This window comes from Acidovorax sp. GW821-FHT09B03 (assembly GCF_059418305.1).
This window is the reverse complement of record NZ_JBWKPP010000018.1, coordinates 103,518-119,335: the sequence shown is the minus strand read 5'-3', so window position 1 is coordinate 119,335 and position 15,818 is coordinate 103,518. Positions and strand designations below refer to the sequence as shown.

15 protein-coding genes are annotated in these 15,818 nt (G+C 68.0%); 4 read left to right on the top strand and 11 right to left on the bottom strand.

Translation table 11 applies throughout. The features are described from left to right. The first annotated feature begins 26 nt into the window (after window positions 1-26). Window positions 27-1,205, top strand: a complete 1,179-nt coding sequence (locus tag AC07PA_RS25980; protein ID WP_494609960.1) for a DUF7832 domain-containing protein — start codon at window positions 27-29, stop codon at window positions 1,203-1,205. Between the two features lie 4 nt (window positions 1,206-1,209). Here the strand turns inward: AC07PA_RS25980 and AC07PA_RS25975 are convergent, their stop codons facing one another. Next, complete coding sequence (locus AC07PA_RS25975) at window positions 1,210-3,294, bottom strand: oxidoreductase (protein WP_494609959.1); 2,085 nt, start codon at window positions 3,292-3,294, stop codon at window positions 1,210-1,212. 107 nt (window positions 3,295-3,401) lie between these two features. On the opposite strand from AC07PA_RS25975, the gene AC07PA_RS25970 reads away from it, so the two are divergent. Beyond that, complete coding sequence (locus tag AC07PA_RS25970; RefSeq protein WP_494609958.1) at window positions 3,402-4,037, top strand: TetR/AcrR family transcriptional regulator; 636 nt, start codon at window positions 3,402-3,404, stop codon at window positions 4,035-4,037. 16 nt (window positions 4,038-4,053) lie between these two features. Here AC07PA_RS25970 and AC07PA_RS25965 read toward each other — a convergent pair whose 3' ends face one another. From AC07PA_RS25965 to AC07PA_RS25950, 4 genes are all read right to left on the bottom strand, one after another. After that, window positions 4,054-4,446: a hypothetical protein gene (locus tag AC07PA_RS25965; RefSeq protein WP_494609957.1), complete on the bottom strand. Its 393-nt coding sequence runs from the start codon at window positions 4,444-4,446 to the stop codon at window positions 4,054-4,056. A gap of 71 nt (window positions 4,447-4,517) precedes the next feature. Then, entirely contained in the window at window positions 4,518-5,198 is a 681-nt protein-coding gene (locus AC07PA_RS25960) for an SMI1/KNR4 family protein (protein WP_494609956.1), read from the bottom strand. A gap of 37 nt (window positions 5,199-5,235) precedes the next feature. Next, window positions 5,236-5,478: a SlyX family protein gene (locus AC07PA_RS25955; protein WP_494609955.1), complete on the bottom strand. Its 243-nt coding sequence runs from the start codon at window positions 5,476-5,478 to the stop codon at window positions 5,236-5,238. Beyond that, a complete protein-coding gene (locus AC07PA_RS25950) occupies window positions 5,478-6,668 on the bottom strand; it encodes an aminotransferase-like domain-containing protein (RefSeq protein WP_494609954.1) in 1,191 nt (396 codons plus the stop codon). The genes AC07PA_RS25955 and AC07PA_RS25950 overlap by 1 nt, the downstream gene beginning before the upstream one ends. 119 nt (window positions 6,669-6,787) lie before the next feature. Here AC07PA_RS25950 and AC07PA_RS25945 point away from each other — a divergent pair, with 119 nt between their 5' ends. Beyond that, window positions 6,788-7,264, top strand: coding sequence for an AraC family transcriptional regulator (locus AC07PA_RS25945; protein ID WP_494609953.1), 477 nt, complete (start codon window positions 6,788-6,790; stop codon window positions 7,262-7,264). 75 nt (window positions 7,265-7,339) lie between these two features. Here AC07PA_RS25945 and AC07PA_RS25940 read toward each other — a convergent pair whose 3' ends face one another. Genes AC07PA_RS25940 through AC07PA_RS25925 form a run of 4 tightly spaced genes read right to left on the bottom strand, consistent with a single transcriptional unit; the run spans window position 7,340 to window position 12,627 of the window. Then, window positions 7,340-8,668 carry an MmgE/PrpD family protein gene (locus AC07PA_RS25940; protein ID WP_494609952.1) on the bottom strand — a complete coding sequence of 443 codons (1,329 nt, stop codon included), beginning with the start codon at window positions 8,666-8,668 and terminating at the stop codon, window positions 7,340-7,342. Between the two features lie 57 nt (window positions 8,669-8,725). Beyond that, window positions 8,726-10,810, bottom strand: a complete 2,085-nt coding sequence (locus AC07PA_RS25935) for an acetate--CoA ligase family protein (protein ID WP_494609951.1) — start codon at window positions 10,808-10,810, stop codon at window positions 8,726-8,728. 5 nt (window positions 10,811-10,815) lie between these two features. After that, window positions 10,816-11,616 (bottom strand): enoyl-CoA hydratase/isomerase family protein, encoded by an 801-nt coding sequence (locus AC07PA_RS25930; RefSeq protein ID WP_494609950.1) that lies wholly within the window; start codon window positions 11,614-11,616, stop codon window positions 10,816-10,818. A 12-nt stretch (window positions 11,617-11,628) separates the two neighbouring features. Then, window positions 11,629-12,627 carry a tripartite tricarboxylate transporter substrate binding protein gene (locus tag AC07PA_RS25925; RefSeq protein ID WP_494609949.1) on the bottom strand — a complete coding sequence of 333 codons (999 nt, stop codon included), beginning with the start codon at window positions 12,625-12,627 and terminating at the stop codon, window positions 11,629-11,631. A gap of 160 nt (window positions 12,628-12,787) precedes the next feature. Here AC07PA_RS25925 and AC07PA_RS25920 point away from each other — a divergent pair, with 160 nt between their 5' ends. Further along, window positions 12,788-13,585, top strand: a complete 798-nt coding sequence (locus AC07PA_RS25920) for an IclR family transcriptional regulator (protein WP_494609948.1) — start codon at window positions 12,788-12,790, stop codon at window positions 13,583-13,585. Window positions 13,586-13,659: 74 nt separating this feature from the next. On the opposite strand, the gene AC07PA_RS25915 is transcribed toward AC07PA_RS25920, so the two are convergent. Next, window positions 13,660-14,670 (bottom strand): alpha/beta hydrolase family protein, encoded by a 1,011-nt coding sequence (locus AC07PA_RS25915; RefSeq protein ID WP_494609947.1) that lies wholly within the window; start codon window positions 14,668-14,670, stop codon window positions 13,660-13,662. Window positions 14,671-14,825: 155 nt separating this feature from the next. After that, the gene (locus AC07PA_RS25910; RefSeq protein ID WP_007861633.1) at window positions 14,826-15,818 is read right to left on the bottom strand and encodes a Bug family tripartite tricarboxylate transporter substrate binding protein; all 993 of its coding nucleotides are present in this window, start codon (window positions 15,816-15,818) and stop codon (window positions 14,826-14,828) included.

Below are 15,818 nucleotides of genomic sequence, written 5' to 3'. Positions count from 1 at the left end.
GAAAATTCCTGCAGCAGCGGCCATCCATGATCTTCGACTCCGCGGATTACTACTTCATCGACTTCCAGACCGACCTGCCCAAGGAGGCCGCGGGCACGCGCATCGGCATGTATGCCGCCTGGCTCACCCTGCGCGGACTGGGGAGTGAAGGACTCAACGACTACCTGGACGACCTGCGCGCACGGCGCGTGTCCTGCGCGGACTTTCTGTTCGATGCCTGCGACGGCAAGTTCGGCACGCAGGACGTGAACGGCGAGGGCCTGGCCTTCACCGAGCACTACTACACGGCGCAGTTCAACGACGACTTCGACGCCGTGTTTGCAGGCGAATTCAGCCGCACCGGGCATGACCTCGACGATTCGTGCAGCGTGTGCGGCAACTGGCACAACTACGACCGCCTGGCCCTGGTGCTGAACCGGCGCCTGCAGGACTGGCGCGCACTGCGCGACCAGGTGGCATGGCCGGTGCTGCCCGCCCTGGACGGCGTGTACTCGGCCGTGCTGCGCGCCCTGCAGCCCTTCATGCAGGCCAAGGGCTTCGTGCACGACCCGGTCAACGAGCCCGAGATGACCGATGCGCCCTCACCCGCGCGCGTAGGACACCTGTACTGCAGTGATTTCCCTGGCGGCAAGCACTGGCTGCTCGTCGTGGTCAGGTCGACGCCGCAGAACACCCTCACGCTGGCGCTGACGGTGGCATCGCGCCTGGACGCGGTGGCCGAGCGCATCCGCGATCATGGCCTGCCCGAGTATTTCAACGACACGCCCGAGAGCCCCCTGCCCTACACCGCCCTCCTGCGCCTGCCACACTGGCTGCGCGGCGACCCGGAACTGCTCGTGGAGAGCGATGGCGATGGCAACACCGCGCTCGTGCTGCGCGGACCCCAGGGCCTGGCGAAGACCGTTCTCCAACTGGCGCAGCGCTGCGAAACCGTGCTCGGCCCCTTGCTGAGCCAGCTGGCCACGGTGCAGGGCCTCGATGCCGTTCGCTGCACGCGCCCGCTGTCGGAGTCCATCCTCTACACCGACCCGTACAACCGCCTCGTGCTGTCCACCGCGGAGGCAGCGGGCAACCCGCGCATCCTGGAACTGTGCGACGAGCTCGAGGCCCTGGGCAGCGACCCGCAGGCCCCGGGCTCGCGCATGTTCTACCCGAACCTGATGGCGCACATCCACCTGGTGCGGGAACGGAACACCCGCGCGTAAAAGCTCAGAGTGCCGCTGCGAGGCGCGCTGCCTGGTCGATGGCGCGCTTGGCGTCGAGCTCGCCCGCCTCCAGCGCGCCGCCCACCACATGGGGCTTTCTGCCCAGGGCCAGCAGCTCGTCGGCCAGGGTGCGCAGCGGCAGTTGGCCGGCGCACAGCACCACGGTGTCGCAGGGGATCCAGGTCGGGTCTTCGCGCTGCTCGCCGTACGAGACGAGCAGGCCCTCGTCGGCAATGCGCTCGTAGTTCACGCCGCCCACCATCTGCACCTGCTTCATCTTCAGCGTGGTGCGGTGGATCCAGCCCGTGGTCTTGCCCAGACCCTCGCCGAGCTTGCCCTTCTTGCGCTGCAGCAGTGTGACCTGGCGCGCCGGCGGCGTGACCTGCGGGCCCTTGGGGGCCAGGCCGCCGCGTGCCTCGGCCGGGTCGGTGATGCCCCACTCGGCCTGCCAGGCGGAGAGATGGAGCGTGGTGGAGTGGCCTTCATGGACCAGGAACTCCGCCACGTCGAAACCGATGCCGCCGGCACCGATCACAGCCACGCGCTCGCCCACGGGCTTGCGATGGCGCAGCACGTCGATGTAGCTGAGCACCTTGGGGTGCTCCTGCCCGGGAATCTTCGGGTCGCGCGGGCTCACGCCCGTGGCGACCACCACCTCGTCGTAGCCCGCAAGGTCGGCCGCCTGCACGGGCGTGGCCAGGTGCAGGTGCACGCCCGTGTCCTGCACGCGCGTGGCCAGGTAGCGCAGCATCTCGTGGAACTCCTCCTTGCCCGGCACCTGCTTGGCCATGTTGAGCTGGCCGCCGATGGCCTCGGCGGCATCGAACAGATGCACCTCATGCCCGCGCTCGGCGGCCACGGTGGCGGCCGTGAGGCCCGCCGGGCCTGCGCCCACCACGGCGATGCGCTTGGGCTTTTGCTGCGGCGCCAGGGGCTTGTAGACCAGCAGGGTCTCGTGGCAGGCACGCGGGTTCACCAGGCAGCTGCTGGTCTTGGCCTTGAACACATGGTCCAGGCAGGCCTGGTTGCAGGCGATGCAGGTGTTGATGCGGTCGGCCTTGCCCTCGGCCGCCTTGTTCACGAAAGCCGGGTCGGCCAGCAGCGGGCGCGCCATGGAGACCATGTCGGCGCAGCCATCGGCCAGCACTGCTTCAGCCACCTCGGGCGTGTTGATGCGGTTGGAGGTGACAAGCGGCGTGGCAATGCCGGCCGCCGCGAACTCGGCCTTCATCTTCTGCGTGACCCAGGCGAAGGCCGCGCGCGGCACGCTGGTGGCAATGGTCGGTATGCGCGCCTCGTGCCAGCCGATGCCGGTGTTGACGATGCTGGCGCCGCCCGTGGCCACGGCCTTGCCCAGGGTGACGATCTCGTCCCAGGCGCTGCCGCCGGGCACCAGGTCGATCATGGACAGGCGGTAGATGATGATGAAGTCAGGCCCCACAGCCTCGCGCATGCGCGCCAGGATCTCCACCGGCAGGCGCATGCGCTGGCTGTAGTCGCCGCCCCAGGCATCGGTGCGCCGGTTGGTGGCGGCCGAGAGGAACTGGTTGATCAGGTAGCCCTCGGAGCCCATGACCTCCACCCCGTCGTACCCGGCCTCGCGCGCACGCTGGGCGCAGTTGACGAAGGCGCGGATCTGCCGCTCCACCCCGCCGGCCGACAGCGCGAACGGCGTGAACGGCGTGATCGGCGACTGCAGCCGCGAGGGCGCCACCGCCAGCGGATGGTAGGCATAGCGGCCGGTGTGCAGTATCTGCAGCGCGATCTTGCCGCCCGCCCCGTGCACGGCCTCGGTCACCACCTTGTGGCGGCGCGCGGCACCGGCCGTGGATAGCGTGCCCGCAAACGGCTTGGTCCAGCCCGCGATGTTGGGCGCAAAGCCCCCCGTCACGATCAGCCCCACCCCGCCCTCGGCCCGCTCGCGAAAATAGGCCGCCATGCGCGAGAGGTCGCGCGCATCTTCGAGCCCGGTGTGCATGGAGCCCATGAGCACGCGGTTCTTGATCTGGGTGAACCCCAGGTCCAGCGGAGCGAGCAGGTGGGGGTACAGGGGGTGGCCGGGCGGCAGCTCGCTGGCGATGGATTTCATGGTCGAAAGGGCGCGTGGGGGCGCCATAGGGTTGAAGATGCAGCCAGAAACACCTGTACAGCATTTCTAGAATATTTTTCTAGAACTTTATTCTAGAATGCACTTCTATGGCAAGTCGCAGTTCCACCAAGAGCACCACCTCCCCCCCGCCCGCCGAGGCTACCGACCGCCGCCAGGAGATCCTGAACGCCGCCCTGGCCTGCGCGGCGCAGGCGGGGGTGGAGGCGGTCTCCATCGACGGTGTGCGCGCGCGCTGCGGTGCCAGCGTGGGCAGCATCTACCACCACTTCGGTAGCAGGGAGGGCATCGTCGCGGCGCTGTTCTTCGACATCTTCCACACACAGTCGCGCAGCATCCAGGACCAGCTCGATGCGTCCGTCGGCGTGGAGGCCGGCGTGCAGGCCCTGGTCAGCGGCTACCTGGATTGGGTGGTGGCGCAGCCCGTGCAGGCGCGCTTTCTGTTCCAGGCACGCGGCTCGGTCGCCGCCGGCCCGCGCAGCGCCGAACTGGCCGAGGCCGCACGCGGCCGCAACCAGGCGCTGGTGGCCTGGTTCGAGCCGCACCGCCAGGGCGGTGCACTGCGCAACCTGCCGTGCGAGCTCATGCCTTCACTGGTCATGGGTCCGGTGCAAAGCTACTGCCGCGCCTGGCTGTCCGAGCGCGCCGGCCAGGGCGCCCTGCCCTCGCCGGATGTCTACCGCAGCGAACTGGCGGCGGCGGCGTGGCGGGCAGTGCGGGCTTGAGTGCCTGTTTGCGGGTTCAGCCCGCAGCGCTGCGCTGACCCAATATGCGGTACGCGAGCCAGAAGAGCAAGGCACCCGCCGGCCCGACGATCAGCAGGTTCCACAGCGGCATGAACAGCAGGCCGAGTGCCGCCGTCGAGCCTTTGGGGGCGATGAAGACGCTGTAGTGCATGAACAGGTCTGCCGCAAGGCAAGCCGCAGCTGCCCCCAGCCCCCACACCGCACGGCGCCCCCGTGCCAACACTGCGGCGACGGCGTAGGGGGTGCACGACCAGAGAAACAGGCCGATGAGAAAAGCGATGGCGGCCATGCCGCCCTCGGCCTTGAAAACGGCGGTGTAGAGGTGCAGAGCCACGCCTGCGCCGCACAGGGCGAGGATGATAGGCTTCAGGGCAATGGAGGGTGGCATGGCGCGCTCCTGCAGGTGCTTGCGCTGCGTTGTCTGCCGATGATATCCGCCATGGCCAGGTGCGGGTAACCCTATCCGAGGTACTCGCCTTCGTCGAACTGCCGCTGCACGCGGCGCGTCGCAGCCTCCACGTGGGCCGCGAGCATGCCGTCCAGGCCAATGCCGGCCAGAGTTTTCTGGCAGACCGGCCGGTAGCGCGCCACCCACTCGTCGCCATCGCAATCGTGCTCGTAGACCACGTTGTGGAACGCCCCCTGCGCATCGAAGACCAGCAGCGTGCGGTCTTCGTAGCGGTGGTGGGCCCAGCCGAAAACCACATACTCCCGGGTGAGCACCTCCTGCGAATCGGGCTTCAATCCGCTGAACTCCTCGCGGCTGCCGAAGGTGCACAAGGCACCCATCAGGCTGGGCCAGGCCGGGTCGACGTCGCTTCGGTCGGCCCACGACAGCAGGTCGCCGATGGCAAGCAAGTCGATATGGGCCATGCGGTACCCGTCGAGGAAGCGCAAGCCGCCCATCGTCGCATAGAGCGCCTTGAGCGGCTCAGGCACCGGCATGCCGATGCGGGCCTGCAGCCGCTCAATGGCCTCAGGCGCCTCGCGCGGATAGTGGGTCACCTCGAAAGCAGCCTCGAAGTCCTCTGCAGTGTCTTCGTCTTCGATCTCGGCCACCTGGGCCTGGAGGGTCTTCAGCGTAGCGGCGTGCTGGGCAAGCGCTGCCGTCAGCAGGGGAAAGAAAGGGGCACTGGGCATGGTCATCGGAGCGAGGCAGACCGCCTCACCCATTCCATCAATAGTGGGGCGGCAGTTCGTCGCGCAGGTTGCGCACCGCGCCACCGGCCCCGCCATCGGGCGCCTGCTGGCGCAGCTGGATGACCTCCTGCGTGAGCCGGTCGATCAGCTCCTGCTGGCGGTAGATGGTCAGGTTGAGCTGGTCCAGCAGGTCCTCGGTGAAGCTGGCCTTGATCTCCAGGCTCTCCAGCCGCTCGACGATGCGCTGCTGGTTCGCGTCCGGAACCGAGGTCGGCTCCATCAGAGGGCCTGACCGAGGCGCGCCACGCCTTCGCGGATCTTCTCCACGTCGGCCGTCGCGAACGACAGGCGCAGCGTTGCGTTGTCCGGGTTGGCGCAGAAGAACGGCGTGCCGGGCACGAAGGCCACGCCCTTCTCGATGGCGCGCTTGGCTAGCACGTTGCCGTCGGCGACCTTGCCGCCGGCACCGGTCAGGCGTGCCCACACGAACAGGCCGCCCTGGGGCTGCACGAACTCGATGGCATCGCCCAGCTCCTTGCGCAGCGCATCGCCCATGGCCTGGGCGCGCTCGGCGTAGACCTTGCGCACCTTGGCCAGCGTGGCGGGCATGCGACCGGCCTTGAGGTACTGGGCGGCCGTGGCCTGGGCGAAGGTGCTGGTGTGCGCATCGCTGAACTGCTTGCACATGGTGGCCTTGGCCAGCAGCTCGGCAGGGGCGATCATCCAGCCCACGCGCAGGCCGGGCGAGAGCACCTTGCTCATGGAGCCGCAGTGCGCCAGCAGCTCGCGGCTGCCGGGCACGCTGGCCGACAGATTGAGCAAGCTCGGTGGCGGGGCTTCGCCGAAGTACAGGTCGCCGTAGGGGTCGTCCTCGACGATCAGGGTCTGGTGCTTGACGGCCATCTCCAGCACCTGCTTGCGGCGTTCCAGGCTCAGCATCACGCCGCTGGGGTTGCCGAAGGTGGGGATCAGGTAGACGAATTTCGGCTTGTGTTCGGCGATGAGCTTTTCCAGCTCGTCGGTCTTCACGCCGTTGGCGTCGATGGGGGCGCTGATGAGTTCGGCGCCGTACAGGCGAAAGCACTGGATGGTGGCCAGAAAGGTCGGGCCTTCGACGATGACCTTGTCGCCGGGGCTGATCAGGGTCTTGCCCAGCAGGTCCAGCGCCTGCTGGCTGCCGGTGGTGACGATCAGGTTCTCGGGCGCCAGGTCCTGGGCACCCTTGCTGGCCATGAAGGCGGCCAGTTGCTCGCGCAGGGGCTGGTAGCCTTCGGTGGCGCCGTACTGCAGCGCGGCGCCGGGCTCCTCCGTCAGGGCCTGGTTGCTGGCCTCGCGGATGCCTTCCACGTCGAACATGGCGCTGTCGGGGAAACCACCGGCAAAGCTGATGATGCCCGGCTTGCCCAGGAGCTTGAACAGCTCGCGGATGGCGGAGGTTTCTACATTGTTCAGGCGGTCGGCGAATTGCATGGAGTGGAATCCCGGTTGGACAGTAGGTGACAGCGAATCCGCCATTGTCGCCAATTGGCGTGCAGGTTTCCTGCAGCGTAGACTTGCCCTTCGACAGAATTCCCCTGGAGACATGTGCCATGCCCCTGGAAATCCGCCAGTTGCCGAAGATGCGCCTTGCCTACATGCGCCACACGGGCCCCTACGGTCCGGCCCTGGGCCAGCTGTGGGAGCGCTTTGGCCAGTGGTGCGCCGATCACCGCCTGAGCGAGCCACGCCCCAAGTTCTATGGCATCAGCCTGGACGACCCGGCCTGCACACCGCCCGAGCAATGCCGCTACGACGCCTGCGTGCAGGTCGGCGTGGGCCTGCGCACGGGGACCGAAGCACAGGTGCAGGACTTTGCGGGCGGCGACTACATCTGCCAGCACTTCCATGGCACCGGCACCCAACTCGGCGCGGCCTGGGCCGCCCTGGGCGCACCGGGGCAGGTGCCCGAGGGCTGGGAGCTGGATGCGCGGCCGGCCGTGGAGGTCTATGACGAGGACTTTGCGATGGACCCGGAGACCGGAGTCTTCGCATGCTGGCTCTATGTGGCAGTGAGGCGCGCAGCCTGATCCACCCCTACCGCCTGTGGCTTCGGAACAGATGAGCCTGCGCGGACCCATCGAAATGCCAGGGCGCGCCAGCCATCACGGCGCAAGGGTTGCGCTTGCGTCCAGCGCCCAAAGCCTGGCCAGCAGCGACTGGGCCCGAGCCGGGCCGATGGCAGGCTCTGCCAGCTCCAGAAACTTGCCTTCCAGCTCGGCGTCCGTGAGGGCCTGCTCCGGGTCGCCCTTGCGGTTGGGCTGAAAGTGCGAGAGCCGGCGGCCGTCCACCGTCTCGATGTCGATGCGCGCAGCCCGCTGGCCAGGAAAGGCGGCATCGAGCACCGGATCCACCTCGACCGCAATGCGCTCCATCAGCGCGCGGGTAGCGGGGTCGTCCAGGCGGTCTGGTTCGTAGGCTGCCAGGCGAACGCTGCCGTGCGACAGCGCAGTCGCCACCACGTAGCTCAGGCTGAAGCGCGCTTCGTTCGCCGTGGTGGGGCGGGTGTAGCAGGCGATGTCGAGGGCAGGACGGTAGGTCGCCACCCGCACGCTCTTGATCTGGTCGGCCTGAAGGTGGTGACGCTGCCGCAGTTCCAGCGCGCCATCGATGGCTGCAAAGGTGTGGCCGCACCCGATGTGGTTCTTGATGGTCAGGCGGGTGATGTGAAAGTCCCGCCCCAGCGTGGCGCCGACCTGGGACCAGTCGGGGCCGTTGCTCATGGCCTGCCCCAGACCGGTTTCCCCGTCCAGCACGTCGAGCGATCCGGTCAGGCCGCGCGAGGCCAGTTGCGCGGCAAGCAAGCCCGCTTCGGCCGCGCGCCCTGCGTGCAGGGGCTTGGACATCGAGTCCATGCGGAACGCCTGCTGAAGCCCGGCTGCAAAGGTCGCGGCGGTTGCCAGCGCGTGGGCGAACGCAGGCCCATCGAGCCGCATGAGCCCGCCCACTGCCGCCGCCGCACCGAAGCTGCCCACGGTGCCGGTGCTGTGCCAGAACTGGTAGTGGGGCCGGCCCATCACCACGCCGATGCGGGTGGACACCTCATAGCCGAGCACCACGCCGCGCAGAAAATCAAGGCCCGAGACGCCCAGGTCCTGCCCCGCAGCCAAGGCGGCCGCAATGGTGGCGGCGCCCGGGTGGTACATCGCATCGCGAAAACTGTCGTCCACCTCAGCCGCATGCGCCGCAGCGCCGTTGATGAGTGCGGCGGTGCGCGCGGTGCTGGCACGCCCGCCTCCGAGGACGGCGCGCCCCCGGTCCAGGTCGTCCACAAGGGTCTGCTCCAGGATCGCGACGGGCGGCGTGTTCAGGCCCGGGAACAGGGAGGCGTACCAATCGATCACGGCGCGCTTGGCGTGGTGGATCACCTCGCCAGGCAGCGGTTGCCGCTGGAACTCGGTGGCATACCGGGCAAAGATTTCTGTAGCGTGCATTTCAGGTTTCCAGACAGGGGACAGATTTTCAAGCACTTCATGCCCGCTTCGGTACCATCAGGCCAGCACCACCACGCCGTCGGCCGCGCGAACACCCTGGCCCTGGGGCAGCACGAACACCGGGTTGATCTCGGCTTCGACCAGGCGCTCGCCGAGCTGGGCCGCCATCTGCGAGAAGGCCACGATGGCGGTGACCAGTGCATCGACGTCGGCCAGCGGCCGGCCACGAAAGCCATCCAGCAGTGGCCAGGTCTTGAGCTCACGCGCCATGGCCAGCGCATCGGCACCCGACAGCCCGCCGGCAGGCGGCAGCAGGCGCATGCTCGTGTCCTTGAACAGCTCGGCCGTGACGCCGCCCATGCCCAGCAAAATGGCCGTACCCAGCGCGTCACGGTGCATGCCCAGGATCAGCTCGGTGCCGCCACCGACCATCTCCTGGACGAGGAAGCGCTTGGGAAGCACACCGGCCTTGGCCTCGACTTCCGACGCCATGGCCGTGAGGCGCGCACCGATGGTCTCGGCCATCAGGTTGACCGCCACACCGCCCACGTCGCTCTTGTGCGTGATCTCGGCCGAGAGAATCTTCAGCACCACGCGGCCCCCCAGTTCCCGCGCTGCGGCTTCGGCCTCGGCGGGCGAGGCAACGATGCGTTCGCCCGCGCACGGCACGCCAAAGCGTGTGAACAGCTGCTTGGCCTGGTGTTCGTCCAGGGAGCCGGTCGGCAGGCCTTGCACCGCCACCAGCGCCACCGGCTCGCTGGACTCGACCTGCGGTTGCAACTGCGCCACCTGGAACATGGCGCGCAGGGCCGCCGTACAGCTCTCTGCGGCAGCGAAAGCGGGTACCCCACGCTGCGTCAGCAGCGCACCCACGTCAGGCGCATGCGGGCTGACATAGGCGATCACCGGCTTGTCGGAGTGGGGCAGACAGTCCTGAATAGCGCCCGCCAGCAGCTCGGGCATGGCCAGGCTGGAGGAGCCCACGATGATGGTCAGCGCGTCGTAGCTCGGGCTCTGCAGCAGCACCTTGATGGCGCCGCGCAGCAGGTCGGGTTGGAGGCCCGCCAGCGTCACATCGATGGGGTTGCGGTCCAGCACGGCATGGTCGCCGGTCTGCAGCGCGCGCAGGGCTGCGGCGGTGGCCGCGTCGGGCGCGGGGGTGTCGAAGCCAGCCATGCCCAGGTCGTCGGACACCAGCGTGCCGGCGCCGCCGGTGGAGGTCAGGATGGCGACGCGCTTGCCATGCAGCTTGCGGCCGGTGGCCAGCGCGGCCGGAATGTCCAGCAGGTCGCTGAAGCTTTGCGCGCGGATCACGCCGACCTGCTTGAACAGCGCGTCGTACATGCGGTCGGCGCCAGCCAGCGCCCCGGTGTGCGAGACGGCAGCCTTTGCACCCGCTTCGGAGCGGCCGATCTTGAACGCCACCACCGGCTTGCCGGCGCGCGCTGCCTTGAGGCAGGCGCTGCGGAACTTGGCGGGGTCGCGCACGGTCTCCACATACAGGGCGATGACCTTGGTGGCCTCGTCATCGGCCAGGTGGTCGATGAAGTCGGCCAGCTCCAGGTCCACCTCGTTGCTGGTGGAGATCAATTTGGACAAGCCCACGCCACGCGCCGCAGCGCGCGACAGCAGTGCGCCAAGGATGCCACCGCTTTGCGACACGACGCCAATGCCGCCCACCGGGAAATGCTCCATCTCCAGCGCACCGGTGGCAGACAGCACAATGGAATCGGTCAGGTTGACGAGGCCGATGGTGTTGGGGCCCAGAATGCGCATGTCGCCCGCGGCCTCGATCAGTTGCTGCTGCCGGCGGGCGCCCTCCTCGCCGGTTTCGGTGTAGCCGCTGGCCAGGACGATGGCCGCGGCAGTGCCCCGGGCTGCGAGGTCCCGCACGGCCAGGTGCGCCCGCTCCGCGCCCAGCAAGACGATGCCGACGTCAGGCACCGCAGGCAGCGAAGCGATGTCCGGGTAGCAGACCAGGTCACCGATCCGGTCCACCTTGGGATTGACCGGGTAGATGTCGCCGGCAAAGCCGTGCTTGAGCAGATAGGACACGGGGCGGCCCGCGGTCTTGGCGGCATCGGCGGATGCGCCAATGATGGCCACGCTGCGGGGTTGGAGGAGGCGGGAAATGGCGTTCATGGGAACTACTCCTTGCTGGCCGTTGCCGAAGCCTTCGCCAGAAAGGCCATCACCGCATCGCGGTGCTCGGTGCTCGTGTAGCAGATGCCTTGTGCCTGGCTGCCATGTGCGAACACCTGCTGCGCCGACATCTCGAAAGTCTGGTCCAGGATCGCCTTGCCCAGCGCCAGTGCGGTGGCCGAGCCTTTGCTGAGATCGGCTGCCCACGCCTGCGCATCGGCCACCAGCGTTTGCGCCGAGGTCTTGCGATCGACGATGCCCATGGCCAGTGCCTCGTCCACATCGACCCTGCGGCCGGTGAAGATCAGTTCCTTGGCCTTGGGCAGACCGACGCGGCGGGGCAGGAAGTACATGCCGCCGCCATCGGGAATGATGCCGCGGTGGATGTAGGACCAGGAGAAATTGGCCCATTCATTGGCGATGATGAAGTCGCATGCCAGCGCGGTGTCGGCGCCCAACCCAGACGCCGCGCCGTTGACGGCGGCGATGGTGGGCTTGGGCATGGTGTGCAGCAGGGTCTGCGTGTGGTGCACGCGCTGCTGGCGGTGCCAGCCGTTGAACGCGATCTCCCCGGTGGGTGCGTTCATGCGGCGCTCCATGCCGGAGATGTCACCGCCCGCACAGAAACCCTTGCCATTGCCCGTGAGCACCAGCGCGCGTATCGATTTTTCGGCGCTGACGTGCTCCAGCGCCGCGATGAGCTCGGTGCGCATATCGTCGCTCATCGCATTGCGCTTGTCAGGGCGGTTCAGCGTGAGTGTGGCGATTCCATGGGTGACGTTGAGTTCAATGAGCTCTGTGGTCATTTTCTGCTTTCGCTAGTCGTTGGTGATCTTGTTGTCCTTGACGACCTTGCGCCAGCGGGCCTCTTCGCCCTTGGCGTAGGTGTCGAATTCCTGGGGTGAGCTGCCCTTGACGATGAGACCTTCGGCTTCCATCTTTTTGCGGAAAGCGTCGGTGAAGACCGCTTTCCTGGCCGCTGCGTTGAGCTTTTCGATCACATCGGCAGGTGTCCCTGCAGGGGCGAAGAGGCCATACCAGCTGTCGGCCACGTACCCTGGAACGCCGCTCTCCGCGACGGTCGGTACCTTGGACAGGACATGTGAGCTGGAGCGTGTCGCCGTCGTCACGGCCAAGGCCCGCAGTTGCCCCTTGTCGATCATGGTTCCCACCGCTGCGGCCGTGGCAAACATCACGTCCACTTGGCCGCCCAGCAGATCGGTGAGGGCGGGCCCGGCTCCGCGATAGGGCACATGGATCAGGTTCGTTGCGGTGAGGTTCTTGAACAATTCACCGGCCAGATGGGCCGATGTGCCCGCCCCCTGCGACGCAAAGGAGAGCTTGCCTGGGGACGCCTTGGCGGCAGCGATGACGTCCTTCACGGATTTGTAGGGGCTGCTGGCCCGTACGACCAGGACATTGGGAGATACGCCCACCAGCATCACGGGAGCAAACGCTGTTTCATGGCTGTAGGGCAGCTTGGGCTGAATGCTGGGGTTGACCACATGCGCCACGGTCGCCATCACCAGGGTGTAGCCATCGGGCGCGCTCTTGGCTGCCGTATCGGTTCCGATGATGGTTCCAGCGCCGGGCTTGTTGTCGATGATCACCGGCTGGCCCAGCTCCTGGCCCATGACCACGGTCATGGAGCGGGCCACCAGATCCGTACCGCCACCCGGCGCAAATGGCACGATGATGCGAACCGGTTTGTCGGGGAACGCAGCAAGGGCAGGAACGGCGTGCAGGCCGCACAAGACGGCTGCAGCCGCGATGGCCGATGTGATGCGCAAACGCGCAGATAGCGGGGAGCGGTGCATTTTTTGTCTCCATTTATCAGTGATTTGACCCACGGCAAGGGACCTCAAGGAGCGGCATCGTCAGCCGCCTCACTCACAGGGTTAGAGTAAGAGAACGCCTTCTCCAGTGCATCCCCTTCATTCCACTGGTTGGAAATGAAATACATCCACAATGGCTACCATGAACCCACCAGCCAGCAGTGCCGCAAGACGCAAGAACCATGAGGAACCCACGCTGAACCGGTCGCTGGAGCGCGGGGTGGCGCTCCTGCGGGCGTTTCGGCCTGGCGCTGATCTGCTGGGAAACGGCGAGCTGGCGGAGCGCACGGGGCTCTCGCGTGCCACCGTCAGCAGACTGGCGCAGACCCTGGTGCAGTGCGGTCTGCTGGAACACGACGGCGCGCGCCGCGCCTATCGGCTTGCGGCACCGGTACTGAGCTTTGCGCACGCCATGCGATCGGGCTCACCGGTGCTGCAGGTCGCGGCGCCATTGATGCGCACTGCGGCGGAAAAACTGCGCGTCAATGTGGGGCTGGCCGTGGCGGACCGCGAGGAGATGGTGTACCTGGAGTCCATCCGCTACAACAGGAAGGTATCGCTGCGAAGCGTGGTGGCGGGCCAGCGCGTGCCCATCGAACTTACCTCCCTGGGGCGGGCGTATCTGTGCGCGATCTCCGAAACGCAGCGGCGCGGGCTGATGGCCAGGCTGGGGCAGCAGCGTGCATCCGGCTGGAAGGCACTGCGCGAAGAGATACTCACTGCGGTGCAGTTGTTTGGCGAGAAGGGTTACTGCACTGCCTCCTGGCAACCCGAGGTGGTCGCCATCGCGATCCCCATCGTCACGCCCGGCGGCGCCATCTACGTGCTCAACATGAGTGTCACCACCCAGCAAAGCGCGCTGGAGATGGAGGCCGAACTCAGCGCGCCCCTCAAAACGCTGGCCGAAAAGATCGGAGATGCGCTTCGGCGCCTGGAATGAGGACGCCGGGCGTCAGCGCTCGCCACAGGAGCCTGCGCAGACCGCAGTGCGTTTTGCTGTGGCGGCGATGCCTCTCACCGCCACTGCTGCGCAAAGAAGTCCGCCACCTGCTTCTCCAGCTGCGACTGGTAGGCCACGCGGTCGAACCCCGGCGGGTTGGCGGCGGCATCGCCCGCGTCGGATGGCAGCGGCATGGACGGTTGCGCCATGAAGGCGAAGTGCCCCGCCCCCGACGCCGTGCTGGCCTGGGCCCTGGGCAGGTGGGTGACCACATGGCCGCCGTGGTACTTGCCGACCAGCACCGTGTCGCGCTCGGCCACGATGACGCGCACCGGCACAGTGATGGCCGCCAGGCTCTCGGGGGTGAGCACCACGGCCATGGGGGCCAGGGCGACCACGGCGCGGATGCGGCGGTCGGGTACCGAGACGCGCAGGGCGTCAGCCGAGGGGGCGACGCGGCCCTTGGCGTCCGGGCCACTGGCCGGCCCTTTGGCCAGTGAGCAGAAGACGGGATCGTCCTGCACGCTGCGGCAGTGCTGGGCCGCGCGTTCGGGCTCGGCCTGTGCACCCGCCAGCGCGAGCACGGTGTACCCACCCGCCGAATGCCCCACGGCACCGATTCGCTCCGCCGGGATGAGGCTGCCCCATTCGGGACTGGCCAGCAGCGCGTCGAGCACGCGGCTGACCTGGCGCGGGCGCTCGCTGAAGTAGTGGCCCGAGGTGATCATGGAGCGGTCTTCCCAGTTGTCGCCGGGGTGCCGCAGGGCGGCGACCAGGTAGCCATCCTTCGCCAGGCGCGTGGCCAGGTTGTGGTGGCCCACCTCGGAGCCGCCCGTGCCGTGCGAGATCAGCACCAGGCCCTTGAGCGGTGCATGCGCTGCCGGGGCACCCGGCGCCACCACGGGTTGCCAGGGGCCCATGGGCAGGGCGCGCGCTGGCGCTGCGGTGGGGTAGAACAGCGCGACCTGGATCGGCGCATCGCCGGGAACGGTGAGCGTGCGGTAGCCCGCTTGTTGTGCGCCGGCCTGGCCGGCCAGGCCCAGCAGGGCTGCAGCAGCGAGGGTTTGGAACAGCAGGGTCATCATGGTGTGTGCCTTCAATATCCGCCACGGCAGCGGTTTGACGGCACTGTAGGCAGGCACTTGCATGCTGCCCACCCCGTTGCGACGAAATGCCCCAGGGCGTCGCCAAATGCGGCGGCCCGGGAGCCGACGGCACCCGGCACCTGCCGCCCCGGCGCTCAATCGCCCCGGATATCCGCCCGTGCCGCCACCGCGCGCATGGCCGGCAGTTCGCGCTCGATGCGCGTGCGCAGGCCTTCGCCGTTGGACCAGGAGGGAGTCATGCCGATGTCCACCAGCTTCTTCTTGAACTCGGCCGAGGCCATGGTGTCGGCCAGGGCCTTCTCCAGCCTGCCCTGCACCGGTGCGGGCAGGCCGGCCGGGCCGACAAAGGCGAACCACGAGCCCATGTCGAAGCCGGGGTAGCCGCTCTCGGCCACGGTCGGCACGTTGGGCAGCAGCGCCAGGCGCTGCGCACCCAGGGCGACGATGGGCTTGATCTTGCCGGCCTTGATGAGCGGGGTGGAGGCCACCACCGTGTCGACCGCGAACTGCACTTGCCCGCCCATCAGCGCCGTGAGGTTGGGTGCGCTGCCGTTGAAGGGCACATGCAGCATCCTGGCGCCGGTGGTGGACTTGAGCACCTCGCCGCCGAAGTGCACGGACGAGCCCGTGCCGTACGAGCCGTACGAGAACTTCTCGGGCGCCGCCCTGGTCTGGGCAATCACGTCCTTGAGCGTGCTGCCCGGCGTGTCGTTGTGGGCCACCAGCAGCAGGCCCATGTCGGCCACCAGGCCCAGCTGCGTGAAGCTGCGCAGGGGGTCGTACGGCAGGTTGTTGCGGATGGCCGGGTTCAGCGTGAAGGTGGTGTTGGCGCCCAGCAGCAGGGTGTAGCCGTCGGCAGGCGCCTTGGCCACGATGGACGCCCCCACCACGGTGCCGGCACCGGCCCGGTTCTCCACCACCATGGGCTGGCCCAGGCGCTCGCCCAGGGCGGTGGCCAGCAGCCGGCCGAGGATGTCGGTGGCGCCGCCGGGCGCGAACGGCACGATGAGCTTGATGGGCCGCTCGGGGTAGCCCTGTTGCGGCTGGGCCCACGCCACGGCGGGCATCGCCAGAACGGCCGCAGCGGCCACCAGACACGACAGGAAACGGGAACGCGGCACGGGCAT